Below are 21,529 nucleotides of genomic sequence, written 5' to 3'. Positions count from 1 at the left end.
TCACTCAACTCCTTACCCGACAATGAAAATTTTCTGCTTCTATCAACGCTTTTCCTTTTAGCAAGTCGGCTTGATTTTTAAATGACAATTCTAATACGCCAAAAACATCTTCCCTTGTTTCCTGGATCTTTAAATTGATGATCGAAATGCTTGCATGACTCAAAGAAGTAGTGACTTTTGCGACTGCCCCAGCGATATCGGGGATATCGACGTACAGATCATAAAAGGCAGGGATTGCTCCTTGTTTTTTCTGTGGTAGATGATCCCTGGTCTGTTTTGCTTGTGTAAAAAAATCATAAACAGCTTGCTGATTATTAGCTGCTAATTCATTTTTCAGATTTCCCATAGATATTTGCCAGTTTTCCAGCAATTTCAATAAAATCTCTTGATTCGTGATCAAAATATCTGTCCACATCTTAGGATCTGAAGAGGCAATCCGAGTAATATCTTTAAAACCGCCAGCTGCAAGTTGCGAAGCACGTGGATATTTTTGACTTAGCGTTTCACATGCCTGCACTAAGCCAGCTGCAACGATATGTGGCAGATGACTCAATACGCCAACGATTTCATCATGGCTAGAAGCATCCAAGACGACAAACTTCGCTCTCGTTGGCTGCAGAAGCTCTTTTAATTCGTCAATACGATCACTCTCAAGGTCATTCGTAAAGATATAATATGCTTCTTCAAACAAATTAGGGTTGCCCGCTCGAACACCGGACTTATGCGACCCCGCCATTGGATGGCCACCAATAAATGTAAACGGTAAGTCTTTTGCTAATTCCATTACTTTTGCTTTCGTGCTTCCTGTATCACTCATTAACACCGAATTTTTAAGAGGAAGATTTGCCAATATTTTCAGATATTCCAGACTGACTTGAACAGGTACAGCCAGCAAGATGATATCCATCTCACTTGCTACTTCAATCCCAGAAACGACCTGATCCACTAGTTGGACTTCTTTGGCTATTTCCCTTGTTTCCTCTGAATAATCCCAGCCGTAAAGAGTGACATTGGGCCCTTTGATTGCCCGGCACAATGATGCACCGATCAATCCTAACCCTATTACCAATACTTTTTTCATGGTTGCCTCCATTAAAATTCTTGGATCATTTGTCGATGGTCATTAACTGCCTTTTTCAGCTCAGTTAGATTATCTGCCGGAAAATGGTCGAGGATTTCCATAGCTAAAGTTGTAGCAATCACGTGTTCTGCAACCACGGATGCTGCTGGGACAGCTGTGCTATCCGAACGTTCAACGCTTGCTTTATAAGGTTCTTTTGTATCAATATCCACACTCATCAATGGTTTGTACAAAGTCGGGATAGGCTTCATGACTCCTCGAACAATGATCTGCTCTCCGTTAGTCATCCCACCTTCAAAGCCACCTAAGTGATTGCTTGCTCTTTGATAGCCGTTTGTTTGATTCCACGTGATTTCATCCATCACTTTTGATCCTGGACGAAAAGCCGACTCGAAACCGATCCCAAACTCTACCCCTTTAAATGCATTGATACTTAACATCGCTTGTGCTAATTTCCCATCTAGTTTTTTATCCCATTGGACATAGCTGCCTAACCCAGCTGGTACGTTCTCCACTCGAACTTCTACAATACCACCTAAAGTGTCTCCAGCTTTCTTGGTTTCATCAATCAGTGTTTTGACTTGGTCCTCAATGGTCAAATCAACCATGTTGACTTCTGATATCGCTGTTTTTTCTTTGATTTCAGCGACCGAAAGTGTCATCGGTACTTCTGCCTTGATCCCGCCCAAAACAGCAACATGACTCGCAATCTCGATATCCAGTGCGGCTAAAAGCTGCTTCGACAAAGCCCCAATAGCGACACGCATCGTTGTCTCTCTGGCAGAAGAACGTTCCAATACATTTCTAAGATCACGATGTTGGTATTTCATACCACCAACTAGATCTGCATGCCCTGGACGTGGTTTTGCCACACGACGTAATTGTTCATCTTTTTCAGAAACCGGTTCTACAGACATCACTGTTTGCCAATTTTTCCAATCGCGATTCTCAACGATCATCGTGATTGGAGAGCCAAATGTTTTGCCATGACGGATACCTGACGTAAGTTGTACTTGATCTTTCTCGATCTTCATTCGCCCGCCTCGGCCGTATCCTCCTTGCCGTCTTGCAAGTTCCTGATTGATTTGGTCGACTGATATCGCCAGACCAGCTGGCACACCTTCGATAATCGCAGTTAGTTGTGGTCCATGAGACTCTCCTGCAGTTAAATAACGCATCTAATCACCTTCTTTTAAATAGTCGTTCATCTCTTTGATTGGTATCGTCTGCACCTTCGCTTGACCGATCTTCTCTAATAAAATGATTTTCAAATTTTGTCCACGTGCTTTTTTATCATGTGTGATTGCTTGGAACAATTCATCTTCTTGCCAAGGTGTATAAGCAGTCGGTAAATGATATTTTTGATTCATTGCAATGATTTGTGCGGTGATTCCTTCTGGCATTTCTCGTCTTGCCTCTGCTTTCCGACTGATTTGGACCATCCCGATTGCTACCGCTTCTCCATGGCTGATTTTCCCATATCCCGCGGTATTCTCGATGGCATGACCAATCGTATGTCCAAAGTTTAGTAGCAACCGACTGCCATTATCATATTGATCTTCTTCAACTACTTTTTTCTTTACACGTAAAGCTTTTTCAATGACTGCTTCACTATGTGCCACTAGATCAGCGATACCTGTATAAGCAGCTAAATCATCCCATAAACTTTTGTCACTGATTGCTCCGCACTTGATGATTTCTGCAATACCTTCTTGGATTCGTTTTTCAGGAAGTGTCTGCAATGTTTCTGGATCAATCAGCACCCCATCTGGTTGCGCAAATGTCCCGATCATATTCTTCGCTTTTGGTCCATTCACCGCTGTTTTTCCACCGATACTGGAGTCAACTTGTGCCAACAAAGAAGTCGGTATTTGGACAAAGGCGATCCCCCGCATATAAGTAGATGCGACGAAGCCAGCTAGATCGCCGACTACGCCTCCCCCTAATGCGATGATCCCATCACTTCTAGTGAATTGTTCTTCCGCTAGAAAATCATAGAGCACAGCTGCCATTTCAAGGGATTTACTTTTTTCACCAGCCGGTACCACATAGTGGACTACTTCATAGGTTGCTTCCAATTGTTTTTGAATCTGTTCTCCATAAATCGGAAATACATTTGTATCGCTGATGATAGCAATTTTTTTATTTCCCCATAAACCACCGATCCATTCGGAGATTTGTTCGAGAGAATTTCGCTTAATGACAATCTCATAGCTTTTTTCTGGTAAGACAACTTCTAACATTTTCCGCTCCTCTTTTCTATAAAGCGTTGATCTCTTTCATTGCTTCCACTAAAATATCTACTTCCTTCATCATCTTCAAGTAGTTCTTTTCATTCAATGATTGTTGTCCATCTGACCAAGCATGAAGAGGATCTGGATGGATCTCTACGATCATTCCATCAGCACCACTTGCTACACCAGCTCTAGCCATTGGAGAAACAAGATCCCAAACCCCTGTACCGTGACTTGGATCAACAATGATCGGGAAGTGGCTTAATTTTTTGATGATTGGGACAGCGCTCAAGTCAAAGGTATTTCGCGTCGCACGCTCGTAAGTACGGATACCACGTTCAATGAAGATGACGTTGAAATTATTTTGGACAGCAATGTATTCTGCTGCATTTAACCACTCTTCAATTGTACCTGAAATTCCTCGTTTCAAGCCAATTGGTTTACCTGTTTTACCAACAGCCTCTAACAAACGGAAGTTTTGCATGTTGCGGGCACCAATCTGAATGATGTCTGCGTATTCGCAAACAACGTCGATATGTGCTTCATCCATTACTTCGGTGATGACTTTCATACCGTAATGATCCGCTGCTTTACGCATCATCTTCAATCCTTCTACACCCAATCCTTGGAAAGCGTAAGGTGAAGTTCTTGGTTTGTATGCACCACCACGTAAAATTTTTGCACCACCAGCTTTTGCCATGCGTGCCGTTTCCATGATTTGTTCTTCTCCTTCAACGGAACAAGGTCCAGCCATTGTCACAAAACTACCGTCACCGATTTTGACCCCGTCCACATCAACGATCGTATCTTGTGGATGAAATTCACGTGAAGTTAATTTATACGTGTTTGAGATAGGTACTGCTCGTTCCACAATGTCGTATCTTTCAAAAGGAACATCATGGATAACTTTTGGATCGCCTAAAAGTCCTAGAACAAAGCGATCTTTTCCATGATTGATTTGGACATCTAGCCCCTCTTCTTTAATACGTGAAATAACGGGTAGTAACTCATTTTCTTTGATACCTGGTTTAATAATCAAAATCATAAAATAACATCCTCTGCTCTTTATTTTTTAGTTTACAATTGCTTCATGGCTTTTTTATTCAATAGAATCGATAGATATTCAGTTTGCTTTCTAACGACCTACATGTTCGCTTCTCTTTGCTCCTCCTTTATGTATTAAAAAAGCCCACCGTAGAAAATCTACAGTGGGCCATGAATAAATCAAAGAAAAAAGCCACTATAGATTTTTCATCTATGCGGCGAGCAAGTCATCTCAAACATCCTTAGCCATCATAGATACAAACAAGCGCTGATGTTTGTACCCATAACCTCATGAATACAAACCTATCTAAAATAGCTAAAGTAATAATTATTCAGTTGTGTACATAGGGTCATTTTCATAAAAAACCGCTCCAAACTGATTTAAGATTGAACTTAGTATAGATTTGTTTCTGAAAGATGTCAATATCTTTTTCATGATTTTCTTTTTTATTTTTCAATCTAGAGAATATACGAACAAATCCAGCTGCAAACCTTCGTATATTTTGATCCTTTTCACTATTTGTTTATAGTTACTTTTCTAACCTTTTATCTTGTTTTCTACTTCCCGCCCAAAAAGCAAAACATACAGTACATTCAGTAATAATAAATGCCGCTACCGACCAATGATAAAAAATCGTCAATCCGAGAATAATAATAATAGCAACGGCTAACATCGCATCTTTCGTTCCAATATTCAGCATATACATTTATTTTCCCTCATTTCTTTAGTAATCAACTCTATTTTCATTCTGTAAAACAAGTCGAAAAAGTAAATTAAATCTCTTTATCCTATTCAATGTATTCTTTTACAAATCATTCATACTTGAGGCATTCAGCCTCCCTGTCGAATCGATTTCGTGCTCATTGGCAATATCTAAGGCAAAAGTAAAAATAACTTTTCATTTAACACTTTTCCATGAAATGATCAGTTTTCTTCTATTTATTACCGCTAGTATAGCGCTTTTCATTTCTATCAGCAATCATAAACAAAACATTTCTTCAAAAGAATAACTATTTTTAGAAGTAAGCTATGTGATTTTTTCATTGACACAAAACGCGAACATGTGTTCTAATTACTAATGAGAGGTGACTGTTATGTTTAAAAATCAAAACCCTAAATTTGATTATACAAAAGAACCTTCCAGGGATATCCTTTGCATTGATTGCAAATCTTTCTACGCTTCTGTTGAATGTGTAGAGCGTAACCTAGATCCTTTAACGGCCAAACTTGTTGTTATGTCTTATCCGTCTGATCGCTTAGAAGAGCGAGGAAGCGGATTGATTTTAGCCTCTAGTCCGGCTGCAAAAAAAGCCTATGGTATCACAAATATCAGCAGAGCAAGAGATCTGCCTTTCCCCTATCCGCGTGATTTATATATTGCACCGCCGAGAATGGCCTATTACATGAAAAAAAATCAACAAATCAATGCCATCTACAAAACTTATGCAGATGAATCGAACCATCACGTCTACTCCGTTGATGAAAGTTTTCTTGATGTCACGAATAGTCTGAAACTTTTTAAAGTAAAAAATGCTTGGGATCTAGCAAAAATCATCTGTGAGGATGTTTATCAGCAAACTGGTATCTACACGACTGTCGGTATCGGTGATAATCCATTGCTCGCAAAGTTAGCTCTAGATAACGGAGCCAAAGATAACCCAGAGCGAATCGCTGAATGGCGCTACGAAGATGTGGCAAATAAGGTTTGGCACATCCCATCACTGACCGAATTTTGGGGGATCGGTCACCGAACAGCTAAACGCCTCAACCGTATGGGTATCACTTCGATCTACGACTTGGCACATGCCGACTATTATCGGCTAAAAGAAAATATGGGAGTCATCGGTACGCAACTGTTTGCACATGCTTGGGGAATCGATCGAAGTTTTTTAGGAGAAAAATATGTGCCTAAATCGAAAAGTATCGGCAACAGTCAAATTTTAAATCGTGACTACACGCGTCAAGAAGAAATCGAGATCGTCATCAAAGAAATGGCGGATCAAGTAGGTACCCGATTGCGTCGCGAACATGTAAAAGCGCAAGTCGTTAGTCTCTGGGTAGGATTTTCTTTGGGGTATAAAGATAGCCAAGGCAAGACAGGATTTCATCAACAAACCACCGTCGAAGCGACAAATTCAAGTCAACGATTAGCGGCTGTCTTGTTGGACCTCTTTCACAAACATTATCGCCGGCAAGACATTCGAAGTATTGGCGTGAATTGCTCCCATTTGGCACACACAGATAGCTTACAATTAAATTTATTTGATGAGCCTGAAGTGCAAGTCGCAAATGCAAAAGTCGATTTTGTTGTAGATAAGATCCGACAAAAATATGGATTCAGATCGATCGTCCATGCCCATAGCTTGTTAGAAGGTGGTCGAGCAATTGCACGAAGTTCTCTTGTAGGTGGGCATGCGGGTGGATTAGCCGGTATAGAAGGTGAAGGTCATGCGTCGAACGAAAAAGGAATTTCTCGATTACAATGAATACCGCGACCGCCCTTTTGGATTGAAATGGGGCACAGCATTTGCAATGGATGAACTGATGAGTGGGATCAAAAAAAACGAAGCATGGGCTATCAAAGAAATCCAGCCGCTAACTCCGATGTCTCGTGAGGAAATCGATGCCGTACTATTAGAATCTTTTCTTTACCATAAAAAAATCACCCTTCAACGAAACACAAAAGACGAATTTGGCAGATACCTAGAAAATATTGAAGGCACATTTACTGGTGAAGCTTACGATGATTACTTAGTTCTTGAAGATACTAAGATCTACTGGTCAGATATTCGTCATATTGAGAAAAAAGAGGAGGAAAAATGGTTCACGGTCGCTTTTTCTGACGATGCATCCATACAACCATCCTTACACTCAAAACAGAACATCCAAGAATTGGAACAGATCAAAGATGAATTTTATCAACAATTCCCTGAAGAGGAGTGAATTTTTTATTTCTCTCTTCATTGCTTATCATTATTCGTTTCCTCCCATTTTTTAGAAAGAAGTGATTCTATTGAAAACTGCTGATAAACATTTTGAAACTATTGTCATTACTACTTTTATAGCCAAGCAACTCATCATTGTCCACTGTAAAAATGGACAAACATATCATGGGTTTGTCCAGCCTAATCTCACAGAAAAAGGCTTCATGTTAGAGGAACAGTTTATTTCTTGGACAGATGTTCTGGAAATCCAGTTGACGGATCAATATTTTCAATTTTGGGAAGATATTTTACATTTGGAAAACGAACACAGCTGAATCGAGTAATGAGTAAAAAAAAGTAGGAAAATGAACTTTTTCTATCAACCAAATGCATTAAAAGAGTTGTGGGAACAAGAGTAATGACCTTCAATAAATTTATATTATCCCTGTATATCAAATCACTAAACAAACGCAAATAGAAACACCAGAGTTATCAGTAATACATGCTGAATTCGTTTTTCTACTGGGATTTTCTGTACTGCTAGTTTATTAATATTACTTTTCTAATTCAGCCACTTAATTACTTCTATTACTATGAAAAAGCATGGCGTCATCTGCCTAGTGTGGAGGTTCAAAGAAGATAGCATTGTATAAAAAATCCTACTACTTCGCCAGTAGTCGACACGACTCTCTTTTATAGAAAACTATGAACATGGGAAAAATCTAAAAAACATCTCTGCTACAGACTCTCGAGTAAACGGCGGGAGCAGAAGCAACTCCTTCGGAAATAAGCCAAAATTCACAAAAATTTGAAAAGCAATTTTCGTTCATTTCTTCTTATTTCTCGGAGTTAAACACTTCTGTCCTAGCCTCTCTCAAATAAACGGCGTCCCACGGTTAGGTTTTTCGGAAAGTTCAAAAAAAAAACGAGCAATACAAAAAGCGTATTGTTCGTTTTTTCTTCAATTTCTCAAGCCGAGACGACATTTGTCTCGATTGTATCATTCATATATTATCGAATATTCCCAATTCTTTTTCACGAATTGATCCGTCGTTCCTTCAATTCTTTTTTTATTTGTGGATATAGTTTGTCTAAATCGTAAAAAAACATTGTCAGGATCGATAAGCCAATTAGAAGCAAAGGCAGATAGCCATACATGATTTTAATGGCAAATAGCGCTTGTTCACTTTGTTGCGTTACTCCTGCTTGGTAGTTTCCCCAAGCCAATAAAAATCCTGCAAGAGCGCCAGCAATTGCTTGTGCTACTTTTCCCAAAAAGCCGTTGATTGCTGACAGTGAACCTGAAACATTAATTCCTGTTTTCCATTCTCCATAATCCACTGGATCAGCTTGCATTGAAAAATAGATGCTTTCTTTCATACCGTAGCCAATTGCTGAAATTACCGCACCAGCTAAAATAAGCAGCTGCTCTTGTTTAGCCAGAAGAATAAAAACAAGTCCCACAGCTTGAATGAGCGATGAAAGAATATATAGGTTTCGTTTTCCTAAACGCTTGGCTAAAGTCGGCACTAAAAAATTAGCAAGCATTGGAACAACTGACATAATGGTAGCTACGGAAACCGATAAGGCTTGGCTTCCTATTACTACTGTATAATAATAGACCAACGCGCTTGTTTGGATAAAATAGCCAGTCCACATAAATAGGATATTCACAGCAAAAATGAGCCACGGACGGTTCATTTTTAGTGAAGAAAGAACCTTTTTTAAAGAAATATTTTCTTGTTTTGTCGGGATCTCTCTCACGTTGAAAAAAGTGAATAAGAAAACGAGACAGCTAATGAAACCAAAAATGATCATCAGTATTCTAAAGCCTTTCGCCTGGTTCCCTTCACCAAACGCAGCAACAAATCGTAATGCAGTGGCACTGACAACTGTGGCACCTAGAAAAGCAAAGAATTTCCTCGTTGTTGATAATGCTGTTCGTTCATCTGTGTCTGCCGTCAAGCTAGGCAAAATGGATGCCATTGGGACATTGACGATCGTATAGGAAAGTGATAAGCCAAAATACGTAACGTAGGCATAGATCAACTTACCATTAGCAGAAAAATCTGGTACGCTAAAACAAAGATACGCAAACAAAGCAAACGGGATCGCCCCAAAAAGAAAGTAAGGTCGTGATTTTCCCCAACGTGTATGGGTGTGATCAATCAAATAACCTACGAGTAAATCAGTTATCCCATCGAAAAAACGAGTTAATAAAAACATCAGGCTTACCGCAGCGGCGTTCAAAGCCATAATATCTGTATAAAAGAATAGTAGATACAAAGAAATCATTTGCCAGATCAAATTACAAGCAAAATCTGTAACACCGTACCCAATTCTCTACCGCCATTTAGAAATCGGCTTACTATTCATCGTATTCATTTCTAGAGAATCCATGATCCTTCCTCTTTTCTTCGCTAAATATATTTTTTGATCAAATAAGCTGGTGTACAGCTCCACGCATGACAATAACTACTCATGATCGGACTTCCATATGGAGAAAAATCTGGTTCTTCTGGTTTAAAAGCTTCCCAGAATGTATCAGCACCCAGTTCAATCATTTTCCCCCAATAATTTTTCAATAATTGAATCGCTTCTTCTTTCAGACCCGCTACAAACAATGCCTCCACAACATGGTGATACATGTACGGTGTCGCAATCCCAGTGATAGGAAATTGTGTAGAGATCATTTCTTCCATGATTTTGCTATTTTTTTCTTGGTCAAATACTTCTGCTAGTACCATCCATACTTGGCTTGCTACATTGATTTCCTTTGATTGCTCGATGATAAATTGATTTTTCTCTTCATCAAACAGCTGAGTTTGAGCAAACACTGTTAATTCTGCTAGTTGCTCTTGGTAGCTGATAAGATCAGGTTCTTCCATCCATTCTGCTAGTTGGATAAAGCGTTTCAGTGCATAGATCAAGACAGCTTGCCCTGCGGTACTCTTTTCAAATTCATTCGACCAGTCAATAAATACAGGCCATTCGTCTAACAAATTCAGGCGTCCTTCATCATCTACTAACGTCAAAGCTTGATCGATTTGTTTTTTTGCTGCAGGGTACAAATCACTTAATACTTCTTGGTCCTTTGTCTGATAATAAAAATCAGCTAAAATCACAGCGAAAAATATGCTGTAATCAAATAAAAACGTATCATCAGGAATCAAATTTGGAGCCGTGAAAACATTCGCAGGGATTTTTCCATCTGTCGTAGTCATTCCTCCAAACAGGTATAGACAACGTTTAGTCAATGCTAAATCCCCGAAGGTAGCATAATTTGCTAAGGCCTGTAAACGTAGGTCTCCTATCCACAAACGCCGATCTCTTTTCGGACCATCTTCAAAAACTTCTTGCATACAGTCAAACAAAGTTTTTACTGAAATATCGTAGATAGTAGATAACTCGTCATCTTGGATCTCAAACGATGTAAGTTGTTCCATCGCTACACAGCTTTCTGCCACAAACACTGGGTTAGAAAAACTTGCTTGCCATTTTGGTGACGTATCAATTACCGCTAGTTCGATAAATCGACAGCTATAGCGTCTAGGCAATTCCAATCGTGCAGGTAAGACATCTAGATGGATATACTCTTCTTGGATCCAAGATTTTGATAACCATCCATCATAGTCATTGGAGTCTGCAACTACTTCTGCCGGTACTTCAGCAAATTTCACTCGTAAATATAATGGTGCATCCATAGGCGAACCGACTGAAGTAATATCGATGCTAAAATGACCAACGTAGTGATCTCCTAGATCTAAGATAATTTTTTGATCTCTTCCTAAGCCATATTTCGCTAAATCACTGATTTTCTTTTCGCTAACTACGGCTGAATAACCATTCAAGCCATGTTCATCTTCAATGATTTCCGTGATAGCAACTGGTTGGATGTCCGTTTTTAAAATTTCTGGTAGATTTTCTTGTGCTTTTTTCAATAACCGTTCTTCTCGATTCCATGTCACGTCATTGTTTATTTGAAATGTAAATGCCATTTTCCTGCTCCCCTTTTTTGCTTCGCGCTCTTATACTGTGAGTTTTTCTTGTTGTTCGTGTTGTTCTTCTTTGATAGTCGTTGGAAGGACAGGATATTTTTTCTGTAAGCGCATCATGATGATTCCTGAAATCGTTGCAACTAACACAATACCTGCAAAACCAAACATTGAAGTTTGGATACGTCCGGGTGCTACCAAATACGGTGTCACAAATGCAAATAATCCACAGCACATCCGTGAAAAGCCATTGATAAATCCTTGCAGTGATGCTCGAACCTCTGAAGGAAATGATTCTTGTGTCCAAACTTTATAAATTGCTTCTCCTGCTAAAGGATTACCAAAGTTGTAAAAAGCGATTGTGATGGCTAAAGCGATAAATCCTGCGCCACCGCCAATCAACGCCATGCCGAGCATTGCGCCAAATTGGACAATCGCCCCGATGAAGAATGCTTTGTTTCTAAATCTCCCCCCTGCTACAGAGGCAAAAGCAATTGTCGTAACCAGAGAAATCACATTTAATGCAATTCCCAATCCTGTCGCTTGGGCTTGACTAGCACCAGCATTTGTCAATGCATATGTTTGAAATTGTCCCCAAGTGTTGGCTAACAAATTCCAACATACATAGAAAACTAAAATTGCAGCGAAGAACCCTAAATATTTTTGTTTATTGTTACCAAATAAAATTGTTTTGAACGAAACATCCTTAGTTTCGCCAGTTACTTTGATCATTGCTTGACGAGCTTCCCCATCCTCATGGAATTTTCTAAATTTAGGAGAAACAACACGCCAAATCCAAGTAAAAACAGCAAATGCACATAAAATAGCAAAAACGATCCGTGCACCTAAAACACCTTCAACTCCTGATAAAAGAAAAGAGCAAATATACGAAATAAATACACCAACTTGCCAAAAAATTTGAGTAGATGAGATCAATCGTGCTGAAGTTTGTTCATCTGGTGCATCATGAGAAACCACAGTTAAACTTAGTGGTAAGTCAGCCCCAGATGCGACTCCCATAATGATCACTCCTAACAATAGCATCGGGAAACTAGAAGAAAAGATACAGATAGCAGCGCCAATTGCATAAAATAAATTAATCCAGTTAAATGCACGAATAAGTCCAAATAGCTTTGAAATCTGTCCAGTAAACAACGAACCGAAAGCGATTGCAAAAGTGAGTCCACCTGAGATGATCCCTACCTGACCAGTCGTTAACTCCAATCCTTTTTGCCAAACGGGAATCGTAGCAGATAATCCAACAATACAACCCGAGCCAAGCATCGACCCAATACCGGCCGCTACTGCTAATGGTGAATATTCTTTCACCGTAGCTGTCGCTGATTTTTTTTGATTTACCATGTAGAACACTCCTTATTAATAATTTTGATTGTTCGAACACTTTGAATTGTAAACGGATTCTGTCATTTGGACTATAGCAAAAAAACAGGATTTTTTATCCAAATCACAGAATACCTAAACGAAAAGTTACAAAAAAAGAGAATAAAATCAGACATTACTGATTTTATTCTCCCACTATTTTATAACTTACTGTTTCTTTAAAAGGCGTTTCTGCAATTCTTTGGGCGTTAGATCTGTATACTTTCCGACTAATTTATAAAGGGAAGCAATTGTTTCAAACCCAATCTCGTATGAGATATCTTCAAAACTTTTATCCGTTTCTCTCATCAATTCGATCTTTGTTTTATAGCGTAACGAGTTGACTAACTCCTGAAAAGAACTGCCAGTTTCTTTTTTTAGTTTATTACTCAAATAATTCGCATTATACCCAAAATGTCTTGCCAATTCTTGTAAGGTCAAATGTCTAAAGTGACTATCGATATAGCGCAAAATAGCAATTAATTCATGATTTTCACGATTACTTACGTACTCTTCTTCTAGATCACGCGTCAATTCGATCAATAATAAGGACAACAATAAATTGAGTGCGCGCATATAATAATCTTGTTTATTATAGTATTCTATAATCATCTTATGCAACAGAACTTGCACTTCTGTGTTATCCCCACAATGAAAGTGGATAAACGCATCGTGTTTTCCCCCTTTTTGTGAAGCATTTAGTAAAAATTCATTCACAAGTCCACGCGATTTCACCATATTCATGACAATTTCTGTGGTGATCGATTCTTCTTTTAACAAAACGTTGATCAAAAGATCATCCTCATTCAATGGATCGATCCGTTGAACGATTTCTTTATCTAATAACAACAGCTCGCCCTCAGATAACACAATTTTTTTATCGTTTACATACTGCACACAAGAACCAGATAACATATAATTAAATTCCACAAATTCATGGGTGTGTGCAGGCATTTCTGCGTAGCGATGATGCTTATTGATAAAAATATTTCCTTCAGAGAAAAATTGTTTTTTTGGCATTTTAGGTACTGCTACTTCTTCATAAGGAAGATGTTGGTCGTTGATATTTTTACCATCTAGACGCTGTTGACACTCAATTTCATTATCTGTCATCAGATATTCTTTTAACTGGATAAATGTAAACATCGGCACCGCCTCCCTGGATTCTATTTTCCACGATAGCGATGCCGATGGCAATAAAAATTTTTTCTTATACTTCTAACATCCAAAAGCTAAAAGAAGAACATCCTAACCCAGTGAAGATTTTTTTTTGGATACTCTGGCGAATAGATACGGAGAATATCCGAGATAAAAGATAGCCGCAGTACATAGATACAATATCAAGGGTACAATAAACGTTGTGAGAATAATTCCCATCGAAGCACTGGCAATCTGTTCTTTATTTGCGACATATCCAGTGTAAGTCAAAATCAGACCAGGTACTGCTCCTCCCACTGCCATTGCAAATTTCATGATCAGAGAATTGAAGGAGGCCATGAGAGCAGCCGATTCGATCCTCAATTCTTTCCTTATAAGATCTACATTATCTGCTGACAAACTGTATTGAAGTGTATTTGTCAAACCGAGTCCTATTTGGACCATAACGTATGCGATTAGAAAAATTACTTTTGACTCGTGAAAACTGATCAAACATACCATTGCTATACTAAGTAGCACTAATGCACAGGTATATAGATTTTTCTTTCCTAGCTTTCTTGAAACTTTAGGTACGATCATTCCTGCACCTAAAGCGCCAAAGAGCCCAACAAGACTGGCAACGCTTAGTAAACGTGGATCCTTTAACATATAATTTAGATAATACAACAGTGAACCATTGAAGATATTACTTGCTGCTGTAATAAAAAGCATGCTGACAAAAAGGATTGCAACCGGGCGGATCTTCAAAATGTTCCGAACTTCTTTTAAAGAATAGTTTTTTTCCTTTACGGAATCCACAACTTCTTTATTCACTCTTTCTTTTAAGGCGAGTGTACCTATTATCGTAAAGAATAAAACGACGATCACTGCACCGGTAATCAACACCAGGTAACCAGAAATGCCATCACTATATATTGAAAGCAATAATGGTGCAATCACATTTAAAAGTGTTGGCCCAACGGTATAAGCAATTCCTTTTATTGAGGAAAGAATGTTACGCTCATTTTCTTGATTCGTTAAAACTGGAAGCAGACTATTCAAAGGAATATCCATCAAGTCAAAGGTAACACCTAGTAAAATGTAAGAAAGACTGATTGCAATGATTTTATGACTCGTAAAAAGAAGTGGAGAAAACCAGACAAGTAGATAATTGATACAGCAGATCATCGTTCCGATAATAAGAATAGGTCGATATTTTCCAAATTTAGTTGTTGGAAAGCGATCAATAAAGAAGCCTATGAGTGGATCACTAATTCCATCAAGTAATCTTGAAACTAAGAAAAGTGTACTAACCGTGGCAGGCGCTATACCAATCACATCTGTATAAAAAATCAAAAGATACGTATTTAGCAATGTCATGATCGGAATATTCCCTAAATTCGTTAATGCAAATCCTACTTTCTCAAGTCGGCTGATTTTTGTACGTTGCATTTTGTCCACCTCATCTTAAATCTTCCTCAGATTGTCTCTGGCTCTAGCATCACGACACATTCTTTTGCTACTTCTAATGGATATTCTTTACCATCAAATTTCAGTATGCCTCCCGCTTTCGTAGCACTAACAATCAACTGTGTCTCTTCTTTTTTGATTTTCACTAGTCCGTTTTTGATTGGAAACTGTACATCTAAAGTAGTAAATGTATCTAGTTTCGGCTCAACGGCAAATGTCTGATAGCCTGGAGATGTTGGTTTGATCCCTGCAAAATACCGGCCTAATAAATAGATTGGACTTGCTCCCCAAGCATGACATAGACTTTTTCCAAAAGGATCCCCATACATCTCATAAATTGCATCGCCCTTTTCCTCTGGAATATATTCTTCCCAGAAAGTCACAGCATTCTTTTCGACCATTCCGCCCCAGTAATCACACATGATTTGATATACCTGATTTGTTTGCCCCATTTTACAAAGCGCATCTTGTTCAAAGAATTTAAAATAAGGCGTTGTAATTTCAGTGATTTCGTCATTTAACAACACATTCTCTAAAATTTGTTCTTTCTTTTCTTGATCTACTAAGTCAAATAAAATAGCAAAGATATTGGCGTGGCGAGTCACGTTTCGGTTTCCTGATTCGTAGGAATCAATAAATGCCTGTTTGTCGTTATCCCAAAAATAAGTCATGACATTTTCTTTTAATTGTTCATATTTTTCTGTGTAGCCATTTTCTTCACCCAAGATATCTGCACAATGTTGCATCGTTTGATAGGCTTTGAGTAGTAAAATTTGTTCAGCAGCTAATGTCCCTTCACGATCCATTTCACTCCAATCAATGAACAGCCAATCTTTCTTTCGCCCATAAATAAATCCAAGTTGATTCGTTTGTGCTTCTAAATAACTCATCATTGATTGCATTTTAGGATAAATCTGTTTCAAGAAAGTCTTGTCTCCAGACATCATATAGTGATTTTCAATTGCTATAACCCACAAGATCGAGTAGTCAACAATTGTATTCATGTGTTGCTTCATCTCATTTTGTCCACGCAAAGCTAACATTGTTCGTGTATTGATCTCTTCATCAAAAAAGAGATATTGGTTAATAAAATAGCTTTGATACGCATCGCCTGACCAGATCCAACGGTCTCTTTTGATTCCATCAATAAAGAATAAGCCACTACACAAAGTAAATGTTTCAACTGAAATAGACCATATCTTATTCAACAATTCGTCATTTGAATGGAAAGTCGCCTTATTTTGTAATGGAAGATACTCATGTATTGCATCAATCGAAACTTGTTCACTTGTGACATTTGGAATAAACAAATAACGAAACGCGCGTTTTCTTGGGACAGTTTTACTTGTTGCTTGGTTTTCTTTGTAATAACACATCTCGATGTCCAAGGCTTCCGATTCTGATTCTCCATAGCAAATGGTCACAGGTTCATTTACAGCTAATTTGTTAATGGCCAGTGTGCCAAAGATTGCTCTTCCATAGTCGATTAGAACCCCACCCTGTCTTTCAACTTGTGAAACTGCTGAAACTACTTTACATTCATAGTAGACACGGTTTGGATCATGGTCTTTTGTTAAATACAAAGAACTCCATCCAGCAGGTGACTCATCAATAAAATTACTTGCTACCCACCCTAGATCACTTTTGATTATTTCTCCCTCAATAAAAACAGCAGGTAACCCTTCTGTATTTCCTATAAATACACGTATTTTATTTTTTCCTGGTTGGTATGTAATTTCTTTACCTAGAGAATATTTTTTCCCATTGAGTTCTGCATAGCCGATACCCGTTACATAAACAATAAAAGAAGTCTCTTCTGATAATTCATAATAACGTTTGAATTTCACATTTCTATGGCAATCGTCCATGTTCCAATATGCTGGCCAATCATAACCTCGTTCTTCTCTCGAAAAATTTTGTAGTAACCCTTGTCGTATTTCAAAATCGCCTGGATACCATAACCATCTTGCTTGATTGTTTTCGATCATTTTCCTCACTCCTATGCTCTTTTTGCGTTCAACGATCCTTGTTCTCTGTTTTCCTTCTTATCTTCTTTCTTCTGAGTTCTCATCATGAAGATACCCGCCATAGTTGCAACCACTACGATTCCTGCAAATCCATACATGGACGTCTGAATTTTTCCAGGTGCTACTAAGAAAGGAGTGATAAATGCGAATAATCCACAACAAAGTCGAGAAAAACCATTGATAAATCCCTGGATGGAAGCACGAACTTCCGTTGGAAATGATTCTTGTGTCCAAACTTTGTAAATCGCCTCGCCTGCCATTGGATTACCGAAATTATAAAATCCAATTGTCACAGCTAGTGCGATAAAACCAGCTCCTCCACCAATCAATGCCATTCCGAGCATTGCGCCAAATTGAACGATAGCCCCTACAAAAAATGCCTTGTTCCGATACTTGCCTCCTGATACTGAAGCAAATAAGATCGTAGTGCATAATGAAATGATATTTAAAACAATTCCTAGCCCCGTTGCTTGTGTTTGGCTAGCACCCGCATTCGTCAATGCGTATGTTTGGAACTGTCCCCATGTATTCGCTAACAAATTCCAACAAACATAAAACAAAAGAATTGCTAGAAAGAATTTCAAATATTTATCCTTTTGTTGCCCAAATAATACCGATTTTATTGAAACTGTTTGAGCTTGTGTAGCCTCGTTTTTTATTTCCTTTTGCCGTTTGATTCCTTCTAAATGGAAGTATTTGAATTTCTGTGAAAATGTCCGCCATAACCAAGTGATGATAGCAAAAACACATAATATGCAGAAAACGATCCTAGCGCCTAAGACACCACTGATCCCTGACAGTAAAAAAGAACAAATATAAGAAATAAAAATACCGACTTGCCAAAAAATCTGTGTAGCAGATACTAGTTCTGCTGAAGTCTTCTCGTCAGGTGCATCATGAGAAACAACAGTCAAACTGATGGGTAGATCCGCCCCGGAAGCTAACCCCATAATCAACACGCCACTTAGTAAAGTGTAAAAATCTACTGAAAAAATACAAATGGCAGAGCCAATGGCATAAAACAAATTGATCCAATTAAATGCTTTAAATAGACCCATTCCTTTCGATAGCTTTCCAGCAAACAATGACCCAAAAGCAATAGCGAAAGTTAAGCCTCCAGAGATAAAACCAACTTGTGCCGTTGATAGTTCTAACCCTTTCTGCCAAATTGGAATCGTTGCGGACAATCCGACAATACATCCTGATCCTAACATTGAACCTATTCCAGCAGCCGTTGCTAATTGGCTATATTCTTTAGTCAATGAATTCTTTGAACCTATTTTTCTCATTGATTTTGTCTCCCCCTTCATTCCACACATTTATATTAACCGTTTTCATAAGAGGGAAACAATTTCTAAAATCTAGAATGTTTATATCAAATCTACAGGTTTTTGTGGTAAATTAAACGAGAGTTCTAATAAATATAGGAGGATGGATGGACTGGAAAAAAGAATTATTTCAAGAAACAGAAGTAGAGAAATTACAAAAATTGACTGGAAAGAACATCAATACAATGAATTTGAATTACCATCGTTCGATAGTTCCAGAAATTCCTAAAGCTGATTTTTTTCAAGTGAGCAATATTGCTGTCACCAAACACGCAAGGTATTCTTACACACCTGCACATACCCATCATTTTATTGAGTTGAATTATATGTTCAATGGAAATTGTACGCAACGCTTAAATGGCGAAACCTTTCACTTAAAAAAAGGAAACTTACTCTTGCTGGATAGAAAAGTCATCCAACAGATTGATTATGTAGGACAAGAAGATATCCTCGTAAATTTTTTGATTGATTCTGCTTCTGTGCAAAGTGAGTTACTCCCTAATCTACCTCAATCAACAAATTTGATTACCGATTTTTTCTTTCACTCACCTCATAGAGATGAAGCACACACAAATTATATTTTACTTGATTTGTCTGAACAGTTATTAGCAAAAAAGATCATTGAAAGCCTGATTTTAACAATCAAACAAACAGATAATGCAACCAACCCATTACTGAGAAACCTCTTGTTTTCTGCCTTGATGGTTGAAAGCACCCAAGCACCTGTCTTGGCAACAAATAAGAACGTAACAAAAAATGAACCATTGATCCAAATTCTTCAGCACCTGAACAATCACTATACAGATATTACCTTAGAAAAATTAGGTGAAACTTTTGGTTATAATAAAAACTATTTGAGTAATCTGCTTAAAGATAAAACAGGGAGTAGTTTTCAAGAACTTATTGATCAAAAAAGGTTATCCGAAGCAAAACGGCTCATGAACGAAACCGAAGATAGTTTAAGCACAATTGCCCTGAAAATCGGATATAAAAGCGTTCCCTCTATTTTCAAACTATTTAAAAAAGAAACTGGTCAAACTCCAGATTTTTTTAGAAAACAAATGAGGATGAAACAAAAGTAACCTCACTCTTGTCTCATCCTCTTCCTTAATTAAAAACCTCTTCGTAGTTCTTGAAGTCTAGCAACTTCTGTACTTTTTTTATTGAATGCGCTTCTTTGAAAAAAATCTAATTTTTTAAGCTACTCAACAAATGGTTCTTCTCCTAAAGCTTGTTGGGCTGCTAAATTAAGCACGCTCCATTGGCGATCAAAACCTGGTTGGAAGAAGAAATCTGCTTCCGCTAGATCCTCGATCGTTAGTTTTTGTTGGATAGCCAAAGCCAAAACGTTTCCTTGGGCTGTGACATCATAAGTGGATAAGACGGCACCACCAAGGATTTGATGTGTCATAGGATCAAAGAATAATTGGACAGATACTTTTGGATTGCCAAATTTTTCAGGAACATATTTTGGACGTAAAGTATCTTCATAGTAAGAAGAACGGATAGCGACTCCTGCTTTTGATGCTGTAAAACTATTCAATCCGCTAGCAGCAAAATGATAATCAAATACACTTAATGCAGAGGAGCCAACAACGCCACCAAACGGTTTGTTTGGCACTTTTTCAAACAAATGCTGAACGATATAGCGGGCTTCTCTTCTTGCTACTGTTGCTAAAGCAATTGGCATTTTTGTACGTGCAGGAACAGAGTAAGCCAATGTTGCATCTCCAACTGCATAAACATCTGGCAGATTTGTTTGAAGATACTCGTCCGTAATGATCCATCCACGCTCGTCTAGATCGACTACTCCTTTTAACCACTCCGTATTGGCTTTGACACCAGCTGCTTGAATGACGAGGTCTGTGGCGATCTCTGCTTGTTCTGTCTGGATAGCAGCTACTTGACCTTCACCAGTAAACGCATTGATTTTCGCTCCAGTTACCACGTTGATTCCTTTTTCTTTTAGATGGTCTTCTAAAATATCTGTCATTTCTTTATCTAAATAAGTGCCTAATGGACGATCGATCACATCTAATAGAGTCACTTCTTTGCCTGCTTTACAAAAAGCTTCTGCTGCTTCGATCCCGATATAGCCTGCACCGATTACCGCAACTTTCTTCACGTTCGGATCGGTTAATTTTGCTTTGATTTTCGTTGCCCAATCGTAGCCACGCATTAAGTATACGTTTTCTAAATCAGTTCCTGGAACAGGCAATGAATTTGGTGTCACACCTGAGCTTAAAATCAATTTATCGTATGCATAGTCTTTTGTTTGATCATCTGATGAACGAACAACTGACACAGTTTTTTTATCCGCATTGATTGCTGTCACTTGATGATTGTTTAAAATATGAACATTTGATTGTGGAAAGTTTTCTGGTCTGAAATTTCGTACGTCATTGACATCTGTTACTTGATCTTCTAAATATAATTCCATTCCACATGACATGAATGAAACGTAATCACCCGCTTCAAATAAAGTAATATCGACATCTTCTCCATACCTAGATAACAATTCTAAGATTGATTGATGTCCTCCGTGTGATGCACCGACAATGATAACTTTAGTTTTTTCCATTGATGAAACCTCCTTGTCCAATTATTTAGAATTATTCTAAACAATTCAAACATAACACTCCGTTTTTTATAAATCAAAAGAAATGCGTTCCACATGAAACTCAATTAAAAAAACATTTAGTACATCGATGCCCCCGATTTAGTAGTGGTAAACGCAAATAACCCGTTGATCCTAAAATCAAGACGATTTCACGATCAACGGAGGTTGAGGTTGGGACAGAAGTGTTTAACTCCGAGAAATAAGAAGAAATTAACGAAAATTGCTTTTCAAATTTTTGTGAATTTCGGCTTATTTCCGAAGGAGTTGCTTCTGCTCCCACCGTTTATT

17 protein-coding genes and 1 pseudogene are annotated in these 21,529 nt (G+C 38.2%); 5 read left to right on the top strand and 13 right to left on the bottom strand.

Translation table 11 applies throughout. The features are described 5' to 3' along the window. Positions 1 to 4: 4 nt before the first annotated feature. The 5 genes from ED2_RS08420 to ED2_RS15675 all read right to left on the bottom strand — a co-directional run bounded on the left by ED2_RS08420 (position 5) and on the right by ED2_RS15675 (position 5,066). A complete protein-coding gene (locus ED2_RS08420; RefSeq protein WP_016177881.1) occupies positions 5 to 1,081 on the bottom strand; it encodes a prephenate dehydrogenase in 1,077 nt (358 codons plus the stop codon). Between the two features lie 11 nt (positions 1,082 to 1,092). After that, positions 1,093 to 2,259: a chorismate synthase gene (gene aroC / locus ED2_RS08415; protein WP_060789745.1), complete on the bottom strand. Its 1,167-nt coding sequence runs from the start codon at positions 2,257 to 2,259 to the stop codon at positions 1,093 to 1,095. Further along, the gene (aroB, locus tag ED2_RS08410; protein WP_005879020.1) at positions 2,260 to 3,324 is read right to left on the bottom strand and encodes a 3-dehydroquinate synthase; all 1,065 of its coding nucleotides are present in this window, start codon (positions 3,322 to 3,324) and stop codon (positions 2,260 to 2,262) included. It abuts the gene before it with no gap. Between the two features lie 16 nt (positions 3,325 to 3,340). Then, positions 3,341 to 4,360 (bottom strand): 3-deoxy-7-phosphoheptulonate synthase, encoded by a 1,020-nt coding sequence (gene aroF, locus ED2_RS08405; protein ID WP_016177879.1) that lies wholly within the window; start codon positions 4,358 to 4,360, stop codon positions 3,341 to 3,343. A 529-nt stretch (positions 4,361 to 4,889) separates the two neighbouring features. After that, on the bottom strand, positions 4,890 to 5,066 hold the full coding sequence (locus tag ED2_RS15675; protein ID WP_005879022.1) for a hypothetical protein: 177 nt from the start codon (positions 5,064 to 5,066) through the stop codon (positions 4,890 to 4,892). Positions 5,067 to 5,454: 388 nt separating this feature from the next. Here ED2_RS15675 and ED2_RS08400 point away from each other — a divergent pair, with 388 nt between their 5' ends. The 3 genes from ED2_RS08400 (at position 5,455) to ED2_RS08390 (ending at position 7,619) form a co-directional block, all read left to right on the top strand. Further along, positions 5,455 to 6,846: a Y-family DNA polymerase gene (locus ED2_RS08400; RefSeq protein WP_016177878.1), complete on the top strand. Its 1,392-nt coding sequence runs from the start codon at positions 5,455 to 5,457 to the stop codon at positions 6,844 to 6,846. Further along, positions 6,809 to 7,303: a hypothetical protein gene (locus ED2_RS08395; protein WP_005879024.1), complete on the top strand. Its 495-nt coding sequence runs from the start codon at positions 6,809 to 6,811 to the stop codon at positions 7,301 to 7,303. The genes ED2_RS08400 and ED2_RS08395 overlap by 38 nt, the downstream gene beginning before the upstream one ends. 70 nt (positions 7,304 to 7,373) lie before the next feature. Then, on the top strand, positions 7,374 to 7,619 hold the full coding sequence (locus ED2_RS08390) for a hypothetical protein (RefSeq protein ID WP_005879025.1): 246 nt from the start codon (positions 7,374 to 7,376) through the stop codon (positions 7,617 to 7,619). A 700-nt stretch (positions 7,620 to 8,319) separates the two neighbouring features. On the opposite strand, the gene ED2_RS08385 is transcribed toward ED2_RS08390, so the two are convergent. The 7 genes from ED2_RS08385 to ED2_RS08355 form a co-directional block, all read right to left on the bottom strand. After that, positions 8,320 to 9,624 carry an MFS transporter gene (locus ED2_RS08385; RefSeq protein WP_227645022.1) on the bottom strand — a complete coding sequence of 435 codons (1,305 nt, stop codon included), beginning with the start codon at positions 9,622 to 9,624 and terminating at the stop codon, positions 8,320 to 8,322. A gap of 80 nt (positions 9,625 to 9,704) precedes the next feature. Next, positions 9,705 to 11,282, bottom strand: coding sequence for an alpha-L-rhamnosidase-related protein (locus ED2_RS08380; RefSeq protein WP_016177876.1), 1,578 nt, complete (start codon positions 11,280 to 11,282; stop codon positions 9,705 to 9,707). A gap of 30 nt (positions 11,283 to 11,312) precedes the next feature. Continuing rightward, the gene (locus tag ED2_RS08375; protein ID WP_005879028.1) at positions 11,313 to 12,641 is read right to left on the bottom strand and encodes an MFS transporter; all 1,329 of its coding nucleotides are present in this window, start codon (positions 12,639 to 12,641) and stop codon (positions 11,313 to 11,315) included. A 186-nt stretch (positions 12,642 to 12,827) separates the two neighbouring features. Then, entirely contained in the window at positions 12,828 to 13,805 is a 978-nt protein-coding gene (locus ED2_RS08370; protein WP_005879029.1) for an AraC family transcriptional regulator, read from the bottom strand. A 102-nt stretch (positions 13,806 to 13,907) separates the two neighbouring features. Continuing rightward, positions 13,908 to 15,248: an MFS transporter gene (locus tag ED2_RS08365; protein ID WP_005879030.1), complete on the bottom strand. Its 1,341-nt coding sequence runs from the start codon at positions 15,246 to 15,248 to the stop codon at positions 13,908 to 13,910. A 26-nt stretch (positions 15,249 to 15,274) separates the two neighbouring features. Further along, positions 15,275 to 17,254, bottom strand: a complete 1,980-nt coding sequence (locus ED2_RS08360) for an alpha-L-rhamnosidase-related protein (protein ID WP_016177875.1) — start codon at positions 17,252 to 17,254, stop codon at positions 15,275 to 15,277. A gap of 11 nt (positions 17,255 to 17,265) precedes the next feature. Continuing rightward, a complete protein-coding gene (locus ED2_RS08355) occupies positions 17,266 to 18,582 on the bottom strand; it encodes an MFS transporter (protein ID WP_005879032.1) in 1,317 nt (438 codons plus the stop codon). 146 nt (positions 18,583 to 18,728) lie between these two features. On the opposite strand from ED2_RS08355, the gene ED2_RS08350 reads away from it, so the two are divergent. Next, a complete protein-coding gene (locus tag ED2_RS08350) occupies positions 18,729 to 19,703 on the top strand; it encodes an AraC family transcriptional regulator (protein WP_005879033.1) in 975 nt (324 codons plus the stop codon). 119 nt (positions 19,704 to 19,822) lie between these two features. On the opposite strand, the gene ED2_RS08345 is transcribed toward ED2_RS08350, so the two are convergent. Further along, complete coding sequence (locus ED2_RS08345; protein ID WP_016177874.1) at positions 19,823 to 21,202, bottom strand: FAD-dependent oxidoreductase; 1,380 nt, start codon at positions 21,200 to 21,202, stop codon at positions 19,823 to 19,825. Between the two features lie 204 nt (positions 21,203 to 21,406). Between ED2_RS08345 and ED2_RS16530 the strand changes: the two are divergent. Then, positions 21,407 to 21,529 (top strand): annotated as a pseudogene (locus ED2_RS16530) (DUF3788 family protein); the annotation flags it as partial.

Origin of the sequence: Enterococcus durans NBRC 100479 = LMG 10746 (genome assembly GCF_001544215.1) — a bacterium.
GTDB classification, from domain to species: Bacteria; Bacillota; Bacilli; order Lactobacillales; family Enterococcaceae; genus Enterococcus_B; species Enterococcus_B durans.
Note: the sequence above shows the minus strand (reverse complement) of the source record. Positions and strands in the feature narration are given on the sequence as shown.